Origin of the sequence: Pseudomonas sp. LFS074 (assembly GCF_047978165.1) — a bacterium.
Taxonomy (GTDB): Bacteria; Pseudomonadota; Gammaproteobacteria; order Pseudomonadales; family Pseudomonadaceae; genus Aquipseudomonas; species Aquipseudomonas putida_P.
Genome location: NZ_JBFPFV010000001.1, coordinates 3,348,834 through 3,371,558 on the forward strand (window position 1 = coordinate 3,348,834; position 22,725 = coordinate 3,371,558).

Annotated in this window: 20 protein-coding genes and 2 pseudogenes; 7 read left to right on the forward strand and 15 right to left on the reverse strand. The window is 63.4% G+C overall.

Annotated elements, in window-relative coordinates:
• Positions 1–15 precede the first annotated feature (15 nt).
• The 5 genes from ACNQP3_RS15330 (at position 16) to ACNQP3_RS15350 (ending at position 5,982) form a co-directional block, all read left to right on the forward strand.
• A complete protein-coding gene (locus tag ACNQP3_RS15330) occupies positions 16–696 on the forward strand; it encodes a C39 family peptidase (RefSeq protein ID WP_012272554.1) in 681 nt (226 codons plus the stop codon).
• A 45-nt stretch (positions 697–741) separates the two neighbouring features.
• Positions 742–1,494 carry a hypothetical protein gene (locus ACNQP3_RS15335; RefSeq protein ID WP_012272555.1) on the forward strand — a complete coding sequence of 251 codons (753 nt, stop codon included), beginning with the start codon at positions 742–744 and terminating at the stop codon, positions 1,492–1,494.
• Positions 1,495–1,540: 46 nt separating this feature from the next.
• Complete coding sequence (locus ACNQP3_RS15340) at positions 1,541–2,821, forward strand: hypothetical protein (RefSeq protein ID WP_012272556.1); 1,281 nt, start codon at positions 1,541–1,543, stop codon at positions 2,819–2,821.
• 136 nt (positions 2,822–2,957) lie between these two features.
• A complete protein-coding gene (locus ACNQP3_RS15345) occupies positions 2,958–5,159 on the forward strand; it encodes an LTA synthase family protein (protein ID WP_012272557.1) in 2,202 nt (733 codons plus the stop codon).
• A 94-nt stretch (positions 5,160–5,253) separates the two neighbouring features.
• Positions 5,254–5,982 carry a DUF899 domain-containing protein gene (locus ACNQP3_RS15350; protein WP_012272558.1) on the forward strand — a complete coding sequence of 243 codons (729 nt, stop codon included), beginning with the start codon at positions 5,254–5,256 and terminating at the stop codon, positions 5,980–5,982.
• A gap of 18 nt (positions 5,983–6,000) precedes the next feature.
• Here ACNQP3_RS15350 and ureG read toward each other — a convergent pair whose 3' ends face one another.
• The 5 genes and pseudogenes from ureG to ACNQP3_RS15375 all read right to left on the reverse strand — a co-directional run.
• Positions 6,001–6,624, reverse strand: a complete 624-nt coding sequence (ureG, locus tag ACNQP3_RS15355; protein ID WP_264316149.1) for an urease accessory protein UreG — start codon at positions 6,622–6,624, stop codon at positions 6,001–6,003.
• Between the two features lie 11 nt (positions 6,625–6,635).
• On the reverse strand, positions 6,636–7,310 hold the full coding sequence (locus tag ACNQP3_RS15360; RefSeq protein WP_012272559.1) for an urease accessory protein UreF: 675 nt from the start codon (positions 7,308–7,310) through the stop codon (positions 6,636–6,638).
• The gene (locus ACNQP3_RS15365) at positions 7,310–7,855 is read right to left on the reverse strand and encodes a HupE/UreJ family protein (protein WP_012272560.1); all 546 of its coding nucleotides are present in this window, start codon (positions 7,853–7,855) and stop codon (positions 7,310–7,312) included. The genes ACNQP3_RS15360 and ACNQP3_RS15365 overlap by 1 nt, the downstream gene beginning before the upstream one ends.
• An 18-nt stretch (positions 7,856–7,873) precedes the next feature.
• On the reverse strand, positions 7,874–8,371 hold the full coding sequence (ureE, locus tag ACNQP3_RS15370; RefSeq protein WP_012272561.1) for an urease accessory protein UreE: 498 nt from the start codon (positions 8,369–8,371) through the stop codon (positions 7,874–7,876).
• Between the two features lie 10 nt (positions 8,372–8,381).
• Positions 8,382–9,128 (reverse strand): annotated as a pseudogene (locus ACNQP3_RS15375) (urease subunit alpha); the annotation flags it as partial.
• Between ACNQP3_RS15375 and ACNQP3_RS15380 the strand changes: the two are divergent.
• Positions 9,126–9,734 (forward strand): acyl-homoserine-lactone synthase, encoded by a 609-nt coding sequence (locus ACNQP3_RS15380; protein WP_131949441.1) that lies wholly within the window; start codon positions 9,126–9,128, stop codon positions 9,732–9,734. The pseudogene ACNQP3_RS15375 and the gene ACNQP3_RS15380 sit on opposite strands and share 3 nt — an antisense overlap.
• Here the strand turns inward: ACNQP3_RS15380 and ACNQP3_RS15385 are convergent.
• From ACNQP3_RS15385 to ACNQP3_RS15405, 5 genes and pseudogenes are all read right to left on the reverse strand, one after another.
• Positions 9,735–10,694, reverse strand: a pseudogene (locus ACNQP3_RS15385) (urease subunit alpha); the annotation flags it as partial. It lies immediately after the preceding gene.
• On the reverse strand, positions 10,691–11,008 hold the full coding sequence (locus tag ACNQP3_RS15390) for an urease subunit beta (protein WP_060493125.1): 318 nt from the start codon (positions 11,006–11,008) through the stop codon (positions 10,691–10,693). The pseudogene ACNQP3_RS15385 and the gene ACNQP3_RS15390, both read right to left, overlap by 4 nt.
• Before the next feature lie 19 nt (positions 11,009–11,027).
• Positions 11,028–11,330, reverse strand: a complete 303-nt coding sequence (locus ACNQP3_RS15395; protein ID WP_003253929.1) for an urease subunit gamma — start codon at positions 11,328–11,330, stop codon at positions 11,028–11,030.
• 9 nt (positions 11,331–11,339) lie between these two features.
• On the reverse strand, positions 11,340–12,173 hold the full coding sequence (locus ACNQP3_RS15400) for an urease accessory protein UreD (protein WP_264316150.1): 834 nt from the start codon (positions 12,171–12,173) through the stop codon (positions 11,340–11,342).
• A 273-nt stretch (positions 12,174–12,446) separates the two neighbouring features.
• The gene (locus tag ACNQP3_RS15405) at positions 12,447–13,361 is read right to left on the reverse strand and encodes a site-specific integrase (RefSeq protein WP_012272565.1); all 915 of its coding nucleotides are present in this window, start codon (positions 13,359–13,361) and stop codon (positions 12,447–12,449) included.
• A gap of 214 nt (positions 13,362–13,575) precedes the next feature.
• Here ACNQP3_RS15405 and ACNQP3_RS15410 point away from each other — a divergent pair, with 214 nt between their 5' ends.
• On the forward strand, positions 13,576–14,757 hold the full coding sequence (locus ACNQP3_RS15410) for an NnrS family protein (RefSeq protein WP_264316151.1): 1,182 nt from the start codon (positions 13,576–13,578) through the stop codon (positions 14,755–14,757).
• Between the two features lie 31 nt (positions 14,758–14,788).
• Here ACNQP3_RS15410 and ACNQP3_RS15415 read toward each other — a convergent pair whose 3' ends face one another.
• The 5 genes from ACNQP3_RS15415 to ACNQP3_RS15435 form a co-directional block, all read right to left on the reverse strand.
• On the reverse strand, positions 14,789–15,820 hold the full coding sequence (locus tag ACNQP3_RS15415) for a hypothetical protein (protein WP_264316152.1): 1,032 nt from the start codon (positions 15,818–15,820) through the stop codon (positions 14,789–14,791).
• 134 nt (positions 15,821–15,954) lie between these two features.
• Positions 15,955–18,216 carry an ATP-dependent DNA helicase gene (locus tag ACNQP3_RS15420; RefSeq protein WP_264316153.1) on the reverse strand — a complete coding sequence of 754 codons (2,262 nt, stop codon included), beginning with the start codon at positions 18,214–18,216 and terminating at the stop codon, positions 15,955–15,957.
• Entirely contained in the window at positions 18,213–19,862 is a 1,650-nt protein-coding gene (locus tag ACNQP3_RS15425; protein ID WP_264316154.1) for a VRR-NUC domain-containing protein, read from the reverse strand. Before ACNQP3_RS15425 ends, ACNQP3_RS15420 begins: the two co-directional genes overlap by 4 nt.
• 228 nt (positions 19,863–20,090) lie before the next feature.
• Positions 20,091–21,392, reverse strand: a complete 1,302-nt coding sequence (locus ACNQP3_RS15430; RefSeq protein WP_049773234.1) for an MFS transporter — start codon at positions 21,390–21,392, stop codon at positions 20,091–20,093.
• A gap of 99 nt (positions 21,393–21,491) precedes the next feature.
• On the reverse strand, positions 21,492–22,709 hold the full coding sequence (locus ACNQP3_RS15435) for a fumarylacetoacetate hydrolase family protein (RefSeq protein WP_012272570.1): 1,218 nt from the start codon (positions 22,707–22,709) through the stop codon (positions 21,492–21,494).
• Positions 22,710–22,725 lie beyond the last annotated feature (16 nt).

A 22,725-nucleotide genomic window follows, 5' to 3' on the forward strand; every position in this document is an offset into this window, starting at 1 on the left:
GGAAGGCATCCGATCATGCGCATTATCGCCCTGGCGTTTCTGCTGTGCCTGGCCAGCGTGAGCGAAGCTGCACAAATGCCACTGTCCGTCCTGCCGGGCGGTGCTGTGGTGTTCAAACCAATCCAGAGCGTTCGCGAGCGCAAGTTCGCCGACCTGGTGCAACAAAAGACCGACTTCAGCTGCGGCGCCGCCGCGCTGGCGACCATCCTGCGCCAGGCCTACTGGCTGGATGTGGACGAACACCAGATCATCGAAGGCATGCTGGCCCACGCCGACCAGGACCTGGTGCGCACACAAGGCTTCTCGATGCTCGACATGAAACGCTACGTCGAGAGCCTGGGGATGCGTGCCCGCGGTTACCGGGTGGCCCCCGACACCCTGCACAGCGTGCGCATTCCGGTCGTGGTGCTGATGGATGTGCGCGGCTACAAGCACTTCGTGGTCATGCAGAAGGTCGACAAAGGCTGGGTGTACGTCGGTGACCCGGTGCTGGGCCACAGGCGCTACAAGATCGACGATTTCCTCAAAGGCTGGAACGGCATCATCTTCGCCGTGATCGGCCAAGGTTACGACAAGAACAACGTCCTGCTCGACCCGCCCCTGCCACTGACCGCCAAGGGCCGGGTGAACAACTTCACCCCAGTGAAGGACACCGAGCTACTGGACTTCGGCTTCATCAAAAGCGACTTCTTCTAACGACTGTTCTAATGACAAGGAGCATGATGCTCCAGGGAGCATTTCATGAAGACTTCATTGTGGCTGGCCATGGCCTGCCTGGCAGCCAGCTTGCCCAGCCACGCAGAGGCGTTCAAACCCATCGAACTGAAGGACCAGGAGCTGGCGAACCTACGCGGCCGTTACGTGATGCCCGGACGAATCGTGAGCTTCGGCATCGTCATGTCCAGCACCTGGCAAAATGCCAAGGGCGATGTGATCGGGGCAACGTCAACGCTGCAGGTTCAGCAGTCGACCATCAAGCCTCAGTTCTATGTCTCGATGATTGATGAAAAAGGCACCGGCACGGCACCGAGCGGTGCCTCCGCCGCCGGGACTGGCGTGGTCACAGGTGGCAACGGCCTTGCCACCACCGAGGGTGTGACCCAGGTGGTACGCGCGGCCGGCGACAACAATGCCGCCTACAACAACGTCGACATCAACGTGACCAAGGCCAACCAGGCTCCCGCCGTACAACAGCAAGGGCAGGTACTGGCCGCCGGCCAGACCCTGGTTGGGGAGAACGGCGCTGGTGCGCTCAGTGTGTCTTCCAGCGGTGTGGGCGTGCAACTCAACATCAATGCCAGCAATAACCAAGGCAGCAGCATGCAGCGGCTGGCCCAAGGCGGCCTGATGCAGAACTCGACACTGCTCGGCAACGGCAACCTGGTCAGCAACGTCACATCATTGAATGTCGTGATGCGTGAGAGCGTGCCGACCGCGGCTTCGCTCAACGGCAGCCTTGACCAGCTCAAAGGTCTTCGCACCTTCGGATACTGATCTACGCTCAGTCTCATCAAAAGTAGTTGGAAGGGACGGCAACTCCATGTACCGATCTTTTACGCTTAGAGCTTTTGTGTGTTTCGCTACCCTGGCCCCCGCCACAGCACTTTACGCAGCCGCCGACCCTCAGGTCGAAGCGCTGAAACAGGAACTGATCGAACTCAAACGTCGGTACGAGGCACAGCAACAGGCACTGATGGTGCTGGAGCAACGCGTGCGCCAGGTTGAGGAGGCCCCTGCAGCGGCGCCGCCCAAACGCCTGGTCAAGTCCCCCGCCGAGGGGGTGAAGGGTGCGCAGACTGTCGCTTCTGGCACGCCTGGCACCACTGGTAGCTCGTACGGGCAGGCGCTGACGGCCGATTCCGAACCGGCGCAAAGCGTTTCCAACCTCTATGACGAAGCCAGCGGGTTCTTTGGCGGCGGCAAGTTCAGCTTCGAAACAGGCGTCACGTATACCCATTACGATACCCGGGCGCTTACGCTCAATGGCTTCCTGGCGCTGGACTCGATCTTTCTGGGCAGCATCAACCTTGACCGGATCAAGGCCGACAACTGGACCCTGGACATGACTGCGCGCTACAACCTGGCGCAGCGTTGGCAGTTCGATATCAACGTGCCCGTGGTGTACCGCGAGTCCACCTACTCGTCTGGCGGCGCCGGTGGCGCCGGGGCCAGTACCTCCGATGCAACCGTCACTCGCGACCCTGAAATTGGCGATGTCAACGTTGGAGTGGCCTACAAGTTCCTCGACGAGGACGAAACCTGGCCTGACGCCGTCGCCACCCTGCGGGTCAAGGCGCCGACCGGCAAGGACCCGTATGGCATCAAGCTGCGCGAGGTAGACGGCAACAGCAACCTGTCGGTGCCGGAAAGCCTGCCCACCGGCAACGGCGTATGGTCGATCACACCGGGTATCTCGCTGGTCAAGACCTTCGACCCGGCTGTGCTGTTCGGCAGCCTGTCCTACACCTACAACATGCAGGACTCGTTCAGCGACATCAGCCCGCAGGTCAACAGCAAGGTGCCGGGTGACGTCAAGCTCGGCGACTCGTGGCAGATCGGCGGCGGTATCGCCTTTGCCCTGAACGAGAAGATGAGCATGTCGTTCTCGGTGTCCGACCAGTTCGCCCGCAAGAGCAAGATCAAACCCGATGGCGGTGACTGGCAATCGATCTCCAACAGTGACTACAACGCCGCCAACTTCAACATCGGCCTGACCTTCGCCGCCACCAACAACCTGACCATCGTGCCCAACCTGTCCATTGGTCTGACCGACGATGCCCCAGACTTCTCCTTCAGCCTGAAATTCCCTTACTACTTCTGAGACTTGCCATCGGCCGAGCCCGTGCGAACGGGCCCGGCTTTTGGTTACCAGCCTTGTAACCGCCCGCCTTCCCTGCCCCGGCCTGTTATCATCAAGCACAGATGCATGACGATTTAATGGCAAAAGGGAAGTTTTTGTGAAGAACCTGTCCGACCACCCACGCACCCGGCTTGCCGCTTTGGCAGCCTTGGTGTTGGTGATCCCACTGGGTACGCGCGCCATGCTGGGTTGGTCCAACCCGCTCGGTTACCTGTCCGACCTCGCCCTCGGCAGCCTGCTGGTGCTGTTGCTGCACCGCCGGCCGTGGTGGCTGGCACTGCCCGTGCTGCTGGCCTGGGCGGCCCTGTGGGTAGCCTCGGCCGAACTCGTAAGCGCGGTGGGCCGGTTGCCCACCAGCGCCGACCTGACCTACCTGCTCGACCCGCAGTTCATGGAGAACTCCACCGGTGGCGGCCTGGCCCATGCCTGGCTGCCTTGGGTGCTGGGCAGTGCTCTGCTGGCCTGGCTGGCCTGTGCCTGGCGCAGCCGCGCACAGCGTAGCCAGCCACTGCCGCGCAAGGCCTGGGCCATCCCCGTACTGCTGTTTGGCGCCCACTGGGGCAGCCAGCAACTGGTGCCTTCCGATGCCGACCAGTGGCGGCAATACAACCTCACCCACCAGCTGATGTCTGCCGGGGCTGGCAACCTGCAACGCCAGGTCGAAGGCTGGCTTGGCCGTACGCAACCCTTCACCCCGCTGGCCAGCAGCGGCTTGACCCAATCCGACCTGCATGGGCAAAGGCTGTTTACCGGCCCGGGAACTGCCCGCAACCTGCTGGTCATCACCATGGAAGGCATCCCCGGCGCTTACCTGCGGCCCAACCGCCAGGCGCTGAACAGTCGTTTCGACGAAGACCTGATGCCCAAGCTCAGCAAGTGGGCCGAGCGCGGCATGAACACCCCGGACTACGTGCTGCACACCCACCAGACCATCCGCGGCCTGTACGCGATGCTGTGCGGCGACTACGACAAACTGGCCAATGGCACGCCCAAGGGCGTGGAGCTGCTGACCCAGAACGAGCGCAACCAGGCTTGCCTGCCAGCACAGTTGCGCCAGGCCGGTTTCACTACCCACTACCTGCAAGGCGCGGGCCTGCGCTTCATGGCCAAGGACCGCATCATGCCGCACATCGGTTTCGATTCGGTGCATGGCCTGGAGTGGTTCCGCAACAAGAACTACCTGGACTTCCCATGGGGCAAGGATGACCGCGCCTTCTTCGAGGGTGCCCTGGGCTACGTCGGCCAGTTGCAGAAGCAGGACAAGCCATGGATGCTGACCCTGCTCACCGTGGGCACCCACCAGCCCTACTCGGCGCCGGCCGAGTACCTCGAGCGCTACGACACGCCGAAACAGGCAGCGGTCGCCTACCTGGACGACGCCGTCGGGGCATTTCTCGACAACCTCGAACGCCAGGGCGTACTCAAGGACACGCTGGTGGTGCTGACGTCCGACGAGTCCCATGGCATCGATGGCGTGCGCCTGGCTTCGTCCTGGGGCTTCAACCTTACCCTGGCGCCGGAGCAGGCCCAGCTACCGACCATCAAGCGCGGCACCTACGGCCACATCGACCTGGCCACCTCGTTGCTCGACTACTTCGCACTGCCCATTCCTGTCGCGCTTGGCGGTCGCTCGCTGTACCGTGACTACGACACCGGCCGCGAGATGATCTCCTACACCAACGGCATGCTGCGCTACCACAACGGCCAGGGCGTGTTCACCGAATGTGACTTCCAGCAGCGCTGCCGGCGTTATGCCAGCGAGGGCTTCATCGCCGACCAGGCCCGCTATCTTGGGCCAGGCGACAGCCTGCTGGGCCAGCAGATCGGCGCCCTGGCCGGGGTGCTCGACCAATCCCTGCTGCAAACCCCGCTCAACCTGCGCTACCAATTCGGCGGCCCTTCGCCGATCAAGTTGCGCAAGCGCATCCACGATGACTGGGCCGACAACCTGATTGGCGCACAGTACCTGGAAATGCCGGAAGGCTCGCACACCCGTGTGCGGGTCAAGGTACGCTCGCTGGACCCTAAACGTGCGGCCTATATCCAGCTCAAGGCCAAGCAGTTGGAGCAGGACGTACCCTTGGGCCTGCCACAAGAGGTAAAGGTCACCGCCGACGAGCCGCTGGAGATGGAGTTCAGCTTCGACAACCCGACCGAGCGCAAGGCGTTTTCCTTCCATTTGCTGGGCTATGGCGGCGGCAAGGTGGAAGTCAGCGATTTCAGCGTGATCACCGCCCTGCCTGGCGAGGATGACGGCGCCGATGAGCTTGCCGAGGGGCATATCGCCCACTCGGGCTGAGCAAGGTACCGCTCATCGCCCGGCCACCGGTGCCTGTCGATTCGACCTGGGCGTGCTCGACTAAGGTGTGAATCCCCAGCGTGGAGACAGCACCATGAGCACTAGCGACAGCAGGCACCCGGTGGTTTCTCGCAGCCAGTGGCTGGCAGCTCGCCGGCAACTCTGGCTGCACGAAAAAGCCTTTACCCACCACCGCGACGCACTGGCCGCAGCCCGTCGCGCCCTACCTTGGGTCAAAGTCGAACACGACTATCGTTTCAACGGGCCGGACGGCGAATTGAGCCTGGCCGACCTGTTCGCGGGTCGCAGCCAATTGCTGCTTTACCATTTCATGTTCGCCGAGGGCTGGAGCGAGGGCTGCCCCGGTTGCTCGTTCCTGGCTGACCATTTTGACGGTGCCAACTTGCACCTTGCACACCACGACGTGTCCCTGGTTGCGGTATCGCGGGCACCGTATGCCGAGTTCCAGGCGTTCCGTCGGCGCATGGGCTGGCAGTTCCCGTGGTACTCGTCACACGGCAGCGGTTTCAACGAAGACTTTGGCGTAAGTGTCGGCAACGAGGGTGAACGGCAGTACAACTATGAGCCGTATAACGGCAGTGAAAGCGAGCTGCCTGGCTTGAGTGCGTTCTACCGCGAAGCGGACGGCAGCGTGTACCACACCTACTCAACCTACGCCCGCGGGCTGGACATCCTGGTCAATACCTACAACTTCCTCGACATTGCGCCACTGGGACGCAATGAAGGCGGGACCATGGACTGGGTGCGGCACCATGACCGCTATGAAGGGCAGCCAGACAAGGCACACTGCTGTCACAACTGATACAGGGGCCGCACGATGTCAGCCACGCACACCCAGCATCCCGCGCTCGACGATGAAGTCGATCACCGCCTGCAGCCCTTCGCCCTTCTTCAGGTTGCTGAAGGTCCAGGGCCGCTGCGGCCGCATGCGCTGGGTGTCGCGCTCCATCACTTCCAATGAAGCCCCTACATAAGGCGCCAAGTCGGTCTTGTTGATCACCAGGAAGTCCGACTTGGTAATGCCCGGCCCGCCCTTGCGGGGGATCTTTTCGCCCTCGGCCACGTCGATCACGTAGATGGTCAAGTCAGCCAGCTCCGGGCTGAACGTAGCGCTGAGGTTGTCACCGCCGCTTTCCACGAAGATGACTTCGAGGTTACCGAACTTGCGTGCCAGCGCTTCGACCGCCGCCAGGTTCATCGAAGCGTCTTCCCGAATAGCCGTATGTGGGCAGCCGCCGGTTTCCACGCCAACGATGCGCTCAGGCTCCAGGGCGCCGGCCTCGGTGAGGATGCGCTGGTCTTCCTTGGTGTAGATATCGTTGGTCACCACGGCAATCTGGTAGTGATCACGCATGGCCTTGCACAGCGCTTCCAGCAGCGCGGTCTTGCCAGAGCCGACCGGGCCGCCGACACCGACGCGCAGGGGTTGTTTATAGCTTTGCATGCAGGCAGTCCTCAGGAACGGAACAAACGGGTGTATTGGGTTTCGTGACGCGATGAAGCAATGGCCAGCAGTGGCAGGCCACCGCCGAGCTGGTCGTCGCCCAGGCCCAGTGCCTGGTCGAGCGCAGCGGGCAATTCGTTGCCGAGGTCGCGCAGCAAGGTCTGGGCAGCCTGCTGGCCGAACGGCACCAGCTTGACCCCGGCCATGACCGCGCCCTCCAGCCAGGCAAAACCATGGCCCAATGCCAATTGGCGCAGCGGGATGGCCCAGTGCGCGGCCAGCCAGGCCATGCCGCCCAGCTGGCTTAACTCAAGGCTGGCGCGCCAGGCCGGTGCCTGGCCCAATTGCCAGCCGTCGAGCAACCGCGCCAATGCCGCACCGCGCTGCTGTTCTTCCAGCCGCAGCTCGGCCGTTTCACGGTTGGCCAGCAAGAACCGGCTCCAATGGCCGAACGCTGCGGCATCTTCGGCCTGGCATGCGTGGTACAAGCGCGCCAGAACCGGCCAGTCGAGGCAAGCCAGGGTGTCATGAACCTGCTCGCGTTGCCAGGCAACGAAGCCGTCCACGCCACGCACCCAGCCGGCCTCGACCGCCCACTCCAGGCCTTGCGAGTAGGTGAAGCCGCCCACCGGCAAGCCGGGGCTGGCCAGCTGCAGCAGGCGCAGCAACGCCAGGTCGCTGTTCATCAACCGGCCAGTACCAACGCGGCGCCGGCCAGCAGGCCACCGCCAAAAGCCTTTTGCAGGCCGCTGTGGCGGCGCAGCAGGCAACCAACCGCGAAGCCGGCCGCCAGCAGCAGACCGCTGACGGTGACGAAGCCAGCACTGAACTGCCAGAACGCGCTTGGCGTGGCTTCTACACCGTGGGCCCAGCCATGGAACAAGGCAAACACCGGCATGGCCATTGCCAGCAGCAACTGGCGGCTCGGCAGCAGCACCGCCCCGGCAGCCACCAGCAGCGACGCGGCAATCAGGGCTTCCATGCCCAGCACATCGCCGAACAGGTGCCCGCACACAGCGCCTGCGAACATTGCAGCCAGCGTAGCCAGGGGCAACGTCAGGCTGCGCCGAGTCAACGCGGCAAGCACCCCAGTGCCCAGCAGCATCAGCAAGTGATCGAGCCCGGTAAGCGGGTGCAACAGGCCGTCCTGCAGCGGGTTGCTGTCATGACCAGGGTGGGCAAAGGCTGGCAGCGCCAGCATCAGCAGAAACAGGGCGAAAGTCTTTTTCATCGGTTGCTCCAGGGCAGTTCAGGAATGGGCAGGCAGGCGTACGAACGGGTGATCGTGGCCATGAGCATGGCTGTGGCCATGGGGTGCACTTTGGTAAGCGCCCGCTTCCGGCTCGAACGGGGCCTGTTCGGCCTCGACCGTCAGGCCCAGGCCACGCAGCATGTCGTCCAGCACATGGTCGTGCTGAAAGCGCAGCAGGCCGGGTTCGATCTGCAGCGGCACATGACGGTTACCCAGGTGGTAGGCGGCGCGGGCCAGCAAGTGCGGGTCGGCGCAGCGCACCGTGGACACTGCCTCGGGCGCCGCCAACACGCGGATCAGGTGGGTGCCATCGGCATCGGCCAGCAGTTCACCGCCGCGCAACAGGTGGCCGCGTTCGAGCATCAAGCCGGCCTCGCGGCCATCGTCCAGGGTTAACCGCAAACGACTCTTGATGCGACTGTCCACATCGAGGGTGACGGTGCCACTCACAGCAAGCGTGCCGGGGTCGCTGATACGGCGGGTCAAGACAATCATCGGTGCTCCTTCAGAACAGAAAGTAACGCTGGGCCAGCGGCAGTTCGCTGGCCGGCTCGCACACCAGCAGCTCACCATCGGCACGCACCTGGTAGGTCTGCGCATCGACTTCTATCAGGGGCTGCAGGGTGTTGTGGACCATGTCGGGCTTGCGTACCCGACGGCAGCCGTTGACCACGCCAATCAGGCTGCGCAGGTTCAGTTCCTCGGCCAGGCCACGGTCCATGGCAGCCTGGGGCAGAAAGGTCATGCGCGTGGCATGGCGTGCCGCGCCCAACGCGCCGAACATCGGCCGGTAGTGCACCGGCTGTGGCGTTGGAATGGAGCCGTTGATGTCGCCCATCGGCGCCGTGACAATCATCCCGCCCTTGAGCACCAGGGCCGGTTTGACCGCGAAGAAAGCCGGCGACCACAGCACCAGGTCGGCCAGCTTGCCCACCTCCACCGAGCCCACTTCGTGGCCGATGCCATGGGTGAGTGCCGGGTTGATGGTGTACTTGGCGATGTAGCGTTTGACCCGGAAGTTGTCGCTGTAATAGGTGTCCGGTGCCAACGGCCCACGGCGTAGTTTCATCTGGTGCGCGACCTGCCAGGTGCGCAGCACCACTTCGCCAACCCGGCCCATGGCCTGGGAGTCGGACGAGGTCATGGCAAAGGCGCCCATGTCGTGGAGGATGTCCTCGGCGGCGATGGTCTCGCGGCGGATGCGCGATTCGGCAAAGGCCACGTCCTCGGCGATGCTCGGGTCCAGGTGATGCGGACCTTCGTTCACGAAGAAGGGCGGTTACCACACGAACTTGCAGCGGATCTCGGGCGCTACCGGCGCCGCGTGTTCGTCGAACAACTCGGTTGGGAGCTCCCGTCGGCGAACGAAAGCTTCGAGCGCGACCAGTTCGATCGCGACGATACCGTGTACGTGTTCGCGCGAAATGCCGGCGGCGACGTGTGCGGATGTGCGCGCCTGCTGCCCACGACGCGCCCGTATCTGCTGCAGTCGCTGTTCGCCGACCTGATCGCCGCAGACATGCCGCTGCCGCAATCGGCGGCCGTCTGGGAGCTGTCCAGGTTCGCGGCGACCGACGACGAAGGCGGGTCGGGCAATGCCGAGTGGGCCGTGCGGCCGATGCTCGCGGCCGTGGTCGAATGCGCGGCGCAGCTCGGCGCGCGGCAGCTGATCGGCGTGACGTTCGCGAGCATGGAGCGGCTGTTCCGCCGGATCGGCATACACGCGCACCGCGCAGGCCCGCCGAAGCAGGTGGACGGACGTCTGGTGGTCGCATGCTGGATCGATATTGATCCGCAAACGTTTGCGGCATTAGGAATCAAGCCGGGGCAGGCAGCCCGGCAAGCCATCGCCGCCTGAATGGCACACCATGAGCATGTCCAGGTGCTCGTCCACGGTGTTGATCGTGTACGGCAGGGTCGGGTTGGTCGAGGACGGCAGCACGTTGGCCTGCCCCGCCGCGCGGATGATGTCCGGTGCATGGCCGCCACCGGCCCCCTCGGTGTGAAAGGTGTGTATGGTGCGGTCGCCAATGGCCGCCAAGGTGTCTTCGATGCAGCCCGACTCATTGAGGGTGTCGGTGTGAATCGCGACCTGGATGTCCATTTCCTCGGCCACGCCCAGGCAGCAGTCGATGGCCGCTGGCGTCGAGCCCCAGTCCTCGTGCAGCTTGAGGCCAACTGCACCGGCCGCGATCTGTTCTCGCAGCGCTTCAGGCCGCGAGGCGTTGCCCTTGCCGAGCAAACCGATGTTGATCGGCAGGCTGTCGGCGGCCTGCAGCATGCGCGCCAGGTACCAGGGGCCCGGCGTGCAAGTGGTGGCATTGGTGCCGGTGGCAGGCCCGGTGCCGCCGCCGATGAACGTGGTGACACCGCTGTTCAGGGCCTCGTCCACCTGCTGCGGGCAAATGAAGTGGATATGCGAGTCCACCCCACCGGCGGTGACGATCTTGCCCTCGGCCGCGATTACTTCGGTCCCCGGCCCGACCGGCACGTTCACCCCTGGCTGCACATCGGGGTTGCCGGCCTTGCCGATCACCGCGATGCGCCCGTGCTTGATACCGATGTCGGCTTTGACGATGCCCCAGTGGTCGATGATCAGGGCATTGGTCAGCACCAGGTCCATGGCCTCGGCAGCCAGCATCTGGCCCTGCCCCATGCCATCGCGGATGACCTTGCCGCCGCCGAACTTCACCTCTTCGCCATAAACCGTGAAGTCCTTCTCTACCTCAACCCACAGTGCGGTATCGGCCAGACGCACGCGGTCGCCCACGGTAGGGCCGAACATGTCGGCATAGGCCTGGCGGGAAATACGGCTCATGCCCTGCCCTCCAGCGCGCCCATCACCTTGCCCTGAAAGCCGTACACCTCACGTTTTCCGGCATAGGCCACCAGTTGCACGGTGCGTGCCTGGCCCGGCTCGAAGCGCACGGCCGTGCCGGCCGGTATATCCAGGCGAAAGCCCAAGGTTGGCGCACGGTCGAACACCAGCGCCTCGTTGACTTCAAAGAAGTGGTAGTGCGAGCCGACCTGCACCGGTCGGTCACCATGGTTGGCCACCGTTGTAGTGACCGTTTCACGGCCACTGTTCAACTCGATGTCGCCTGCGGCGACCTGGACTTCACCTGGGATCATGCTGCCCTCATTGGTAGTTTCAGACGATGGGGTCATGTACGGTCACCAGCTTGGTGCCATCCGGGAAGGTCGCTTCGACCTGCACGTCGTGGAGCATTTCGGCGATACCGGGCATCACCTGCTCACGGGTCAGCACCTCGCGCCCCAGGCTCATCAGCTCGGCGACCGTCCGGCCATCGCGGGCACCTTCGAGCACAGCGGCACTGATCAGCGCCACCGCTTCCGGGTAGTTGAGCTTCAGGCCACGGGCCAGGCGACGCTCGGCCAGCAGCGCGGCAGTGAACAGCAGCAGTTTGTCTTTCTCTCTCGGGGTAAGCTCCATGGGGCTCTCTCAGGTGGCCCAGATACGCGGTGGGCAGGATGGCAGGCCGAGGATGGCCGGGCGCAGTACATGCCACAGGCGTTGCAGGGTGCGTTGCAGGTGTTGGTTGTCGTGGTCGAGCAGGCGGATCACCAGCAGCGACCCGAGCAGGGTCGCGCCAGCCGGGTTGCCCAGTTCGTCGAGCAATGAGCGGACCTGCTCCAGCACGGCCTGATCGGCCGGTGCGGCACAGAAGGTGGCAAGCAGCGGATGCCCGCCAAGCTTGTCCAGATGCCCGCCGGCGATACGCAGGCGCTCATGCAGGCCAACCTCGTCGGGCAGTTCGATGTGCAACAGGCTGTACAGGGTGCCGTGGTCGAAACGCTCGTGCATGACCGGGCGGCCCAGGCACAGGGTTTCCCAGGCCAGCAGGCGGGCGCCCGGCTCAAGGCTGAAACGGCTGGCAAGGCTGGCGCGGGCGCCCGAGAAGAAGATGCTGTCCTGCGGCAACCACTCCAGGGTGCTGCCAGCGGCCAGGTGAAAGCGTTGGGTCAGCCGCGCGGTCGGGCCGATGCTGCGGTAGAACTTGCTGGCGCCGGGCATGGTCAGCAGCGCGTGGCTGCCCGGCTCCAGGTGAATGTTCAGCTCCAGGCGGTCGCCGGCGACGATGCCTCCCGGTGGGTGCAATACATAGACATGGCACGGCGAACCTTCGGGATAGAAAGGCCGCTGCACCAAAAGAGGTCCGAAATGTTTCCACGCACCAAGGCGGGTCACGTCGCCACGCTGGACAAAGCGCAGTTGCAAGTGAGCGCTCCAGCCCGCATCGCCTTGTTGTTGTTCGATCTGCTCCGCGAGCGACATCCTGCGGCCCCTGAAATACGTGGCCTGCTGGCCGTTTAGAGGGTACGGCGCGGGCGGCTGCTAGCGCGCACGGCCTGACCACTCGATCAAATTCGCAGGCTGGATATAGCAGGTTGCGGGCCAACTTCGCAGGTGAACGATGATGAAACTTTTGCCGCGACCGCTCTGGCATCGGGCATACAGGAGATGGCGCACAAAGCGGGGGCGCGCTTGGGCCCTGTTTCGGTGCTATACGTGCAGATGGGGCTGCTCTGCAGCCCAAACAATCAAAGCTCAGTAGTCGAAGCGGTCCACCGCACGCCGGCGCTCGTTGTCATCACGCCGGTCATAGATGGCCGTGGTCTGGATATTGGCATGGTGCGCCAGCTTCTGCGCGATCGACAGGTCGTGCTCTTCGATCACACGGGTAATGAACGCCCGGCGGAAGTCGTGCGGCATGATCTTCACCCCCACCTGCGCGCCGCGCTGGCGGGCGATGTAGTAGATCGCATGCTTGGTGATTCGCGCTCGGGTGATGTGGCTGCCACGACGGATGCGGTTGAACAGGAACGGGTCATCTTCCGCCCCGGCAGGCAGGTCCTGGCGGCGCAGGTCAAGCCAGGCTTGCAACTTCTCGAACGCCCACGGCGGTGCGTACTTGACCAACTGGTGGTTGCCCTTGCCCACCACCTGCAAGCTGCGCGCTTGGAAGTCGACCTGGTCGAGGTCGATGTCGACCGACTCCGACTTGCGCATGCCTGTGCCGTACAGCAAGGCAATGATCGCCGCGTCACGCACCCCCTGTGGCCTGGGGTCGGCCGCGCACACGTCCATCAACTCGCGAATCAGGCTGCGCCGCAGGTTGCGCCCTGGCGGCAGGCGGGTGCCCGTGGCCGGTTTGACCTCGCGAATGCGCAACAGCAGCTCATGGTCGATCAGGCCTTGGCGCCAGGCCTCGTTCATCACCCCGCGAATCGCGTTGACATACAGCGATGAGCTGTTGGGCGCGTAACCGTCGGCCCGCAGCGCCGCCACCAGCGCGATCACATGGCCGGGCTCGAGCCGATGCCAGGGCACATCGACGATGTTGCAGTCGACAAAGCCGAGCCGATCGGCGGCGTCCTGAAGGATGTAGCGCATGGTTTGCTGGCTGGATGGGGCCAGGCGGGCCATGTACTGCAGCAGCGGATTTTTCGAGAGGTCGGACAAAGCGTGAATCCTGTAGCGAAGCGTCAGCCGGGAGCAAACCGGCAAACCCTGAAGCAAGTCAAAACGACATACATGCAAGTCCCAATGACCGCGAAACGCGCATGTCATTCGGACCCTGAGCAGTGCCATCACCTTGATATTCAAGGGCTTTGCAACTGGCACGGATCGTGATCTTACCCCAACTGAAGCCTACTGAACGAACCAAGGACCGCCCATGCTCGTGCAACCGATCGCTTCACGCCCACGCCAGGCCGTCTGGGGCCTAGGTTTTCGCCCGTTCTTCCTGGGGGGCAGTTTATTTGCGTTGGTCGCCTTGTTGTTGTGGGTCGGTGTACTGACCGGGGCGCTGGCCCCTGCCCCGCCGGGCGGCATGCTCGCCTGGCACCGCCACGAAATGCTTTACGGCTTCGCCGCTGCCATTATCGCGGGTTTCCTGCTGACCGCCGTGCAGAACTGGAGTGGCATCCCTGGCTTGAGCGGGCGGGCGCTGCAGGGTGTGTTCCTGCTTTGGCTGCTGGGCCGGGCAAGTTGGTTCCTGCCGTTACCGGGTGGCTTGCTGGTGCTGATCGAAGGCAGCTTCCTTCCGCTGGTGGCGCTTAGCCTGGCGCGACCGATCGTGCAACGGCGCCTGCGCAACAATTACCCGATCGTCGGCCTGGTAATGTTGATCGCCGCCTGCCAGTGGCTAACCTTGGCCGGCTGGCTGCGCCAGGACGAACTGTGGCAACGCCGGGGCGTGTTTGCCGGGTTGTGGCTGGTGGCGGCGATGATGACCGTGCTCGGCGGCCGGGTCATTCCGTTCTTTACCCGCCGAGGCCTGGGCAACATGAGCGCGGCCCCTGCCCGCCCATGGCTGGACCGGGCCTGCTTGTTGTTCAGCGTGGCCGTACCTTTGGCGTTTGTCAGTGGCCTTGCCGATACACCGCGTGCCAGCCTGGCGGTGCTGTTCTTTGCACTGTTCACGCTGCACTCGGCCCGCCTGGTGCTGTGGCACGACCGTGGCCTGTGGCACGTACCGCTGCTGTGGTCGCTGCACCTGGCCTACGCCTGGATCGCCCTCGCCTGCCTGGGCATGGCACTGTGGCACGCCGGGGTGGCACTGAACCCTAGCCTGGTGACCCATGCCCTGACGGTCGGGGCCATGACCGGGCTGATCCTGGCCATGATGGCGCGGGTCAGCCTGGGCCACACCGGCAGGCCATTGCAGGTGCCAACCAGCATGGTTTGGGCTTTTGCCCTGATGCAACTGGCGACCTTGGCGCGGGTGGTTCTGCCGCTGTTCTCATCGCTGGGGGTTAGCCTTTCGGCACTGTGCTGGTGCCTGGCACTGCTGCTATTCCTGCGCCATTATCTCCCCATCCTGTTGCAGCCGAGGACAGACGGCATGCCGGGCTAACGGGCTCGCCGAAATGGGCCAGTCGTTAACGTCAATCGCTTGTAGCCGCGTAGATGAATTCACCTACCTTCTCACCAAGCACTTCCCTCTCGAGGCCGCCAACAGCCCCTTCAGCTCCGACCCGTAGAATCCCACACACTGGAACGCTGATGCCGCCAGCCCCAACCGCAAAAGCCGCGCATAACGTACCGGCGGCCAATCCAGCGCCAGTGGAAACGAGCGCACTTAACCCAAGGCTTCCGGCAAAACTAACTGCCTCTGTCATTCGGATCTTTCTGCACACCTGCGTCTCACCGGCCCGGCAAACCTTCTGAATGTTCATGCAAGACGAAGTACCTCCGAGCCCAATTGCAGCATGCCCACCCTCTTTAAGGTACTTACCGAGCCGCGCCACCTTATCCAAATGCGTCGCATACCCCGCAATCTGCCCCGGGCCTCCCGCTTTCGACCAATGGTGCACCAGGCACTTGGTCGAAATATTCAAACGATTCTTCAGCCGTTCATAGCGCCCCAGATTCACCTGCTTGTTAAGGAATGCCGCCTTCAGCTGATCATCCAACTGCTGTAGTAACTGCCGGCGTTCGGCAAAGAAAGCCGGGCTGTAGTTGATGTGCAATTGCTCGATACGCATCAATGTATGAATGACCCGCTCCAAGCCTTGATCCAGCTTGTCCCTCCCCACGCCCATGGACAGGCTGGCGTTGCCGAGCAAACCGGCGATATCGGCCTGGTGCTGCATCATGAAGTCCGCTTCAGCGAAATCGAGCACCTTCAGCGCGTACCGCGCGTGCTGTGCAGCTGCCATCAGTTCTCGCTCCTCGCGCCCCCAGGCATGTTCGTTGTCAGGGTCACCCATGACGAAGATTTCACCTGCCTTGAACCCTTGCTCGAACGTCGGGTTGAGCCGCTGTAACAGGGAAATCGGCAACGTGGCAGCGTGCTCGGCCAGTTGCAGCAGCACCTGGGGGAACGACATGCGTCGAGGAACCACGTAAAAGCCAGGCTCCAGCGTACCAGGCAATGCGTCGACTGCCTGACCTTGTCCTTCCAGATTGGCTCGCATAAACAAACTCCCTGTGCATGGTCCAGGTTGGAAAACCTAACATCAGCAAGGGAGTTGTAATCGTCACCCGTTGAAATTCAGATACGTCCTACAAGTCAGTCGGATTGCGAGTGATCGCCCAAGGCAAGAAACCGCTAGACGATAGCCGCCGGCCACCACCCAGGGAACATTTGCTGAACCCTGGGCTCAGCGAAACGTTCGTCAATAAGCACCAACACCCCGCGGTCCTGGTCGCCACGGATAACCCGGCCAGCCGCCTGGATCACCTTGCGCACGCCCGGGTAGAGATAGGCATAGTCGAACCCCGCGCCAAACTGCCGCCCAAGGCGCTGCTTGAACTGTTCGTTGACCGGGTTGACCTGGGGCAACCCCAAGGTGGCGACAAACGCGCCGATCAACCGCGTGCCTGGCAAGTCCACCCCTTCGCCGAAAGCACCGCCCAATACGGCGAAGCCCACACCTCGGCCATCGGCGACAAAGCGATCGAGGAATGCCTGGCGGGCCGCCTCGTCCATGCCCGGTTCCTGAGCCCACAGTGGAATCTGGCCATGCTGCTCGGCCAACAGCCGGGCCACCTGTTGCAGGTACTCGAAACTGCTGAAGAACGCCAGGTAGTTGCCCGGCATGCGCTCATACTGTCGGGCAATCAGCTCGACGATAGGTGCCAGGGAGGCTTGGCGCTGCTGGTAGCGGGTGGACACCTGGCTGGCAATGCGTACTTCCAGCTGTTCGGCGCGAAACGGCGCGGACACTTCGAGCCAGGCGGTGTCAGCGGGCATCCCTAGCAGGTCGCTGTAGAAGTGCCGTGGGCTCAACGTGGCGGAAAACAGCGTCACACTGCGCGCCGCCTGCATACGTGGGGCCAGCAGGCGCGCCGGGGTGACGTTGCGCAGGCACAGTGTGGCCAGCCGCCGTTTGCGCGTGCCCTGGCGCTGGCTGATGTCGAACAGGAAGTGCTCATCGAACAGTTCGGCAACCCGGCTGAACTGCAAGGCCTGATAGAAGAACTGCAATACCTGCGGGTCCACGTGTGCCGGCGCTTGGTTCATTTGCTCCTGAATCAGCCCGATGCACTGCTGCAAAGCACGCAACAGCCCGTCGGGCAGCGACTCGCTGGCGTGGTACGGCGCACGCTGCTCTTTATACAGCGCGTTCCAGTACCGGTTTAGGCGGTCCAGCGCACTGACCAGCCCGGGCGGTTTGCTCTGGCGCAAGGCCAGCAGTTGCCCTTGGTCAAGGCTGGCGCTGTACATGCCGCGCCCACGCTCGACCAGGTTGTGCGCTTCGTCCACCAGCACCGCTACGCGCCACTGGTTGAGCTGGGTCAGCCCAAACAGCAAGGCATGCGCGTCGAAGTAGTAGTTGTAGTCGGCAACCAGCACGTCGGCCCAGCGCGCCATCTCCTGGCCCAGGTAGTACGGGCATACCTGGTGTGCCAACGCCACTTCGCGCAGGTTGGCGCGGTCGAGCAACGGCTGTGCGGCCGCAGCCTCGCGTGCTGCCGCCAAACGGTCGTAGAAACCCGCAGCCAATGGGCAGGATTCGCCATGGCAAGCCTTGTCCGGGTACTCACAGGCTTTGTCGCGGGCGATCAACTCCAGTGTGCGCAAGGCAGGTTGCGGCGTGGCATCGGTGATCTGACGGATGGCGTCCAGGGCCAACGCCCGGCCTGGGGTCTTGGCGGTGAGGAAGAACAGTTTGTCCAGCTGTTGCGGCACCATTGCCTTCAGTAGCGGGAACAAGGTGCCTAGGGTCTTGCCAATGCCAGTGCTGGCCTGGGCCATCAGGCAACGGCCGGTGCTCACCGCCTTGTACAACGTTTCGGCCAGCTGCCGTTGGCCCTGGCGGAATTGTGGATAGGGGAAGCTCAGTGCCTGCAGGCCTTGATCACGATCACCTAGGCGTCGATGCTGATAGTGGGCCCAGCCGAGAAAGCGCTGGCATTGGATTTCGAAGAACTCCCGCAACTCGGCAGCCGTGTAGTGCTCGCTGAACAACGTTTGGCCATCGCTGTCCACGTCCAGGTACACCAGCGCCACCTCGATGCTCGGCAGTTGGCGTGCCTGGCACATCAGCCAGCCATAGACCTTGGCCTGTGCCCAGTGCAACTGGCGGTGATTGGCCGGCTGACGCGCCAGGTCGCCTCGGTGCGTCTTGATCTCTTCCAGGCGATTGCTGCCAGGGTCATAACCGTCTGCGCGGCCCCGCACCTTGAGGGTTTCGAATTGGCCTTCGAGGGTGATTTCGGACTCGTAGCCCGCAGCTCGCCGGGCCACTACCCGCTGATGCCCTTCAATGCCTTCCTGGGCGGTGGGCGACGGCGTGAAACGCAGGTCCAGGTCACCGACCTTGGCGCTGAACTCGCACAAGGCACGCACTGCCACGCTGTAGCTCAAGGCGTTTCGCTCCAGCGCACATGGCACACCGCGACGGGCAGGCCGTGTTGCCTGCAGAACTCCAGCCAGCGCAGTTGGTTGTCCTGCAGACGGTCACCGGGCCCCTTGACCTCGACCATGCGATAAAGGCCCTGCTCGGGCCAGAACTGGATCAGGTCCGGCATGCCGGCGCGGTTGCTGCGAATGTCCTGCAGCAGGCGCAGAAAGCACTGCTTCAGTTGGGCGGCCGGCAGGCAAGCCAAAGCCTGTTGCAGCAGGTCTTCGCTGAGCATGGACCAGAACACGAACGGCGACTGCAGGCCCTGCTTGCCCTTGTAGCAGTCGAGAATCGCCTGGTGATGGCTGCCGTCATCGAGCCGCCCGAGGCAGCGCTGGAACAGTGCACTGCGCCGTTGCTGGAAGTCGCTGTCGTGCAGGTCCTGTGGCGCAGCCTGGAACGGGTTGAAGAATGCGCCGGGCACCGGGGCGAAGATGGCCTCCCAGCACAACAGGCCAAACAGGCTGTTGAACAACGTGTTCTCCACATAATGTGCCTGCCCCCCCTCTAGCGCCAGGTGTTGACGCACGGCTTCTTCCACGCCCAGTGCCGCGTGCTCGCGGGGCAGTTCAAGTTCGATCAGCTCCAGCGGCGCGACACGCTGGCGCCGCTGTGGCGGGCCGCCAAGCTTGCGGGCCAGGCGTGGCAGCATCCGTTCCAGGGCCTGCACTTCCAGCGCATTGGCCGGTGCCGCAGCCAGCTGTAGCGCCAGTGCATGGGCCTGGGGCCACTGTTCGCTGCGCTCCAGCACCCGCACCTGGCGAATGCGTGCCTGGGCATGGTCGCACTGCGCGTACACGGCCATGGCCAGATCCCAGTCACCCTGGCGCTCGCATTGTTGGCCCAAGGCGAATTGCAGCCGCGCATGGCGCCGGGCCAGCCAAGGGTTTTCACTGTGCAGCCCTTGCAGGGTCGCGAGGATCGACACTGGGTCGCCACCCTGCTCCAGGCGCTCGGCGCACTGGTGCAACGCCATGGCCAGGTCGAGCTCGTCACGCCGTTGCAAGGCTCGGGAATCGCTGCTGAACGGCACCTGCTCGTAGCGCAGCAGGCCAAGGTCGGCGAGGACGAAGTCTGACCAGTCCTGGTACAGGTTGCCGAAGAACAACAAACGCACCCGGTCGCACAGAGGCTGCAAGCACCACTGAAGGATGCGCACCTCGCTGTCGGGAAACCATTCGGCCAAAGGCCGGGCCGCCAGCTCCAGTGGCTTCAGCTGTGCCAACAGCTCATGCTTGGCGGCACGCGGGCGGCTCAGTTGTCGGGCGAAACAACGGGCCAGTTCGTCCTTGCGTAGCAAGGCGAACAGCTGCTCCAGTTCCAGTTGTTCGGGCTCCCGCACCCAGCCCAGGGCCTGCAATGGCTGCAGCGCCAGCGCAGTGTCGCCGATTTCGACGTAGTCGAGCCGGTCGCTGCGAAACAACTCGCCTTTGCGCATGACCATACGCACCATCAAGGCTTGGGCTGGTGCTTGCAGTTGGCTGAATGCGCGGATGAAAGCCAGTTCCTGGTCATCGAGCAGGTCTTGGTAGCGCTGTTCGACCCACAGCACAACCTGGCGGAAGTTGAACAGGTAGTAGAACGGGTCGTCGACGGAATGGGCGATCACGGATTAAGGTCAGTTTGCGGTAACAGGCACTGGTTATACATACAGACAAGCATGCCTGACAAGCGCCGTGGGTCAGTTCGATGGTGCTTTGTGTAGGAGCGGCCTTGTGTCGCGATGGGCTGCGCAGCAGCCCCCGGATATCGAGAACAACGCCAATATCACTGGGGCCGCTTGGCGGCCCTTTCGCGACACAAGGCCGCTCCTACAGGGGTTGCGTGACGTATCAAACTACTTGGTTGCTGGAACCATCCCCTCTGCCTCGACCTTGGCACTGCCGATCGGCGCCTGCAGTAGCAGGAAGTACGCCACTGCCGAGCACAACGCCACCACCGCGCTGATCATGAACGCCGTGGTGAACGAGCCCGAATACTGGATGCTGAACCCGGTCACGATCGGTGCCACGGAACCGGCGATGTAACCGCCAAAGTTCTGGATCGAACCAAACGACGCCACGCGCTGGCTGTCGACAATGGTGTTGACGATCATCCAGGCGGTGGCACTGGCCATGTTGATGCTGAACAGCGCCAGGCACAGCAGGATGATGCAGCCGGTCAGGCCGGTGACGAAGGACAGGGGCAAGGTGAACAGCGCGGCCAGCACCAGGCCGGTGATGACACTGAACTTGCGGCCACCCAGCACGCTCATGCCACGCTTTACCAGCCAGTCACAGAAGCGCCCGGCAACGATGGTACCCGCGGCACCAAAACCGTAGGCCAGCGACACGACCCAGGCGGTCTTGTACAGGTCCAGCCCATGTTCACGCTCGAAGTAGCCTGGCAGCCAGGTCAGGTGCAACCAGAGCATGTAGATCACCCCCATGAAACCCAGCACCGCGCCCCAGGTACTGCGGTGCTTGAACAGGTCGAGCCAGCCGGCGAAGTAGGATGCCTTCGGCGTGGCTGCAGCGGTTACCGGCGCCTGGTGCTCGCCCGGCAATGGCTTGCCTTCGGCCGCAAGCTCTGCCAGGTAACGGGCCTTGCTCTTGTAGAAGGTCAGCCAGCACACCGCCAGTACCACGCCGATCACACCGGTAATGATGAACATGCCGCGCCAGCCGAAGTTGACCATGAACAGCGTCAGCAAGGGTGGCGCCAGGCATGGGCCCAGGCACGTCGACGACCAGACCACGCCGGTCGGGGTGCCGCGTTCGTTGGCGTCGAACCACTCCGACAAGGCTTTGGCCGCCGATGGGAACATCGGCGCCTCGCCAATCCCCAGCAATACCCGCAGGCCCATGAATCCGGCAAAACTGTTGACCATGCCAAACGCTGCCTGGGCTACCGACCAGCCCAGCAACGAGGCACCCAAGGCGATCTTGCTGCCCAGGCGGTCGATGATCATGCCCATGGGCAATTGGGCAAAGGCATAGGCAATGGAAAACGCCGACAACAGAATGCCCATCTGCGACGGGCTGATCATCATGTCTTTCTGGATGGAGGTGTTGGCAATCGACAGCGCACTACGGTCCAGGTAGTTGACGATGCCGATCAGCAGCAGGAACACGACGGTGATGCGCTGGTACTTCTTCATAGGGTTCATGTGATGACCTTTCTTATTATTGTTGCCGCGCTATCAGCGCCTTGACGATCCCTCGATGCTGCTGCGCCCCTCCCTGACGCAGCGTGTCGTTCAAAACTGGCGCGCGGTGGCTGCAACCTCCAACAGGCCACGTTGGCCAAGGTTGTCGATCAGCGCGCGCAGGCCAAAGGCCCACTGCGGTGCCAGATCGCTGGTGGTCACGCGGTTGCACAGAGTACCCAGTTGCGGGTTGCTGATGCTCACCACGTCACCCGGTTTGTGGGTAAAGCCGTTACCCGGCTGATCGCGGTCCTGCTTGGGAGCGAACAGGGTACCGAGGAACAGCACCAGGCCGTCGGGGTATTGGTGATTCTCGTTGAGGGTTTGCTGCACCAGGTCTTGCGGGTCACGGCTGATCTGCCGCATTGAGCTACGCCCGGACAGGATGAAACCGTCCATGCCTTCGACCCGCAGGTCCACCTCGGCGGCGCGCACATCGTCCAGACCAAAGCTTTCGTCAAACAGCCGCAGCAGCGGGCCCAGTGCAGTGGACGCGTTGTTGTCCTTGGCCTTGGACAGCAGCAAGGCGCTGCGCCCTTCGAAGTCACGCAGGTTGACGTCGTTGCCGAGCATGGCGCCCTTGATGCTGCCATCGCTCGACACCGCCAGTACCACTTCGGGCTCTGGGTTGTTCCAGCTGGACTTGGGGTGGATGCCAATGTCGGCGCCGTGACCAACGGCCGACAGCGGCTGGGCCTTGGTGAACACTTCGGCATCCGGGCCGATGCCCACCTCCAGGTACTGCGACCACAGGCCCTGCTCTACCAGCACCTTGCGTAGCGCTTCGGCCTGGGCCGAGCCAGGTACGATCTGCGACAAATCGGCCCCGATGCGGCTGGCCAGGGTGTCACGGATAGCGTCAGCCTTGGCCGGGTCGCCCTTGGCCTGTTCTTCCACCACACGCTCCAGCAGGCTGGTGGCGAAGGTCACGCCTGCGGCCTTTACCGCTTGCAGGTCGATCGGCGCCAGCAGCCAGGGTTGGCGTGGGTCGCGCTGGGCGGGGTCGCTGTTGCCCAGCAATGCCGGCAACGCAATCAAGGGTTCGGCCAACGGCAAGGCACGCAGGTAGGCCACCGGGTCGGCCACTTCCAGCAGGGCCGATACAGTCGCCACGTGGGTGCTGATATCGTAGACGGCACCGCCTTTCACCAGCACTACCGCCGGCCCTTGGTCCGGCAACCAGACCCGCCCTACCCAGCTGCCGTTATCGAACACGCTGGCATCATGTTTTAGCGTCAGCGGTTGATTGGCGTTCGATCGTTCAGTCATCGGTGTACCCTTAATG

Excerpts from the sequence above, each read along its gene's own strand:
- ACNQP3_RS15330 (WP_012272554.1), top strand. The coding sequence starts at position 16 with ATGCGCATTATCGCCCTGGCGTTTCTGCTGTGCCTGGCCAGCGTGAGC.
- ACNQP3_RS15340 (WP_012272556.1), top strand. The coding sequence starts at position 1,541 with ATGTACCGATCTTTTACGCTTAGAGCTTTTGTGTGTTTCGCTACCCTG.
- ACNQP3_RS15335 (WP_012272555.1), top strand. The coding sequence starts at position 742 with ATGAAGACTTCATTGTGGCTGGCCATGGCCTGCCTGGCAGCCAGCTTG.
- ACNQP3_RS15430 (WP_049773234.1), bottom strand. The coding sequence starts at position 21,392 with ATGAAGAAGTACCAGCGCATCACCGTCGTGTTCCTGCTGCTGATCGGC.
- ACNQP3_RS15365 (WP_012272560.1), bottom strand. The coding sequence starts at position 7,855 with ATGAAAAAGACTTTCGCCCTGTTTCTGCTGATGCTGGCGCTGCCAGCC.
- ureE (WP_012272561.1), bottom strand. The coding sequence starts at position 8,371 with ATGATTGTCTTGACCCGCCGTATCAGCGACCCCGGCACGCTTGCTGTG.
- ACNQP3_RS15350 (WP_012272558.1), top strand. The coding sequence starts at position 5,254 with ATGAGCACTAGCGACAGCAGGCACCCGGTGGTTTCTCGCAGCCAGTGG.
- ACNQP3_RS15395 (WP_003253929.1), bottom strand. The coding sequence starts at position 11,330 with ATGGAGCTTACCCCGAGAGAGAAAGACAAACTGCTGCTGTTCACTGCC.
- ACNQP3_RS15400 (WP_264316150.1), bottom strand. The coding sequence starts at position 12,173 with ATGTCGCTCGCGGAGCAGATCGAACAACAACAAGGCGATGCGGGCTGG.
- ACNQP3_RS15415 (WP_264316152.1), bottom strand. The coding sequence starts at position 15,820 with ATGCGAGCCAATCTGGAAGGACAAGGTCAGGCAGTCGACGCATTGCCT.
- ACNQP3_RS15380 (WP_131949441.1), top strand. The coding sequence starts at position 9,126 with ATGCGGACCTTCGTTCACGAAGAAGGGCGGTTACCACACGAACTTGCA.
- ureG (WP_264316149.1), bottom strand. The coding sequence starts at position 6,624 with ATGCAAAGCTATAAACAACCCCTGCGCGTCGGTGTCGGCGGCCCGGTC.
- ACNQP3_RS15435 (WP_012272570.1), bottom strand. The coding sequence starts at position 22,709 with ATGACTGAACGATCGAACGCCAATCAACCGCTGACGCTAAAACATGAT.
- ACNQP3_RS15410 (WP_264316151.1), top strand. The coding sequence starts at position 13,576 with ATGCTCGTGCAACCGATCGCTTCACGCCCACGCCAGGCCGTCTGGGGC.
- ACNQP3_RS15360 (WP_012272559.1), bottom strand. The coding sequence starts at position 7,310 with ATGAACAGCGACCTGGCGTTGCTGCGCCTGCTGCAGCTGGCCAGCCCC.
- ACNQP3_RS15390 (WP_060493125.1), bottom strand. The coding sequence starts at position 11,008 with ATGATCCCAGGTGAAGTCCAGGTCGCCGCAGGCGACATCGAGTTGAAC.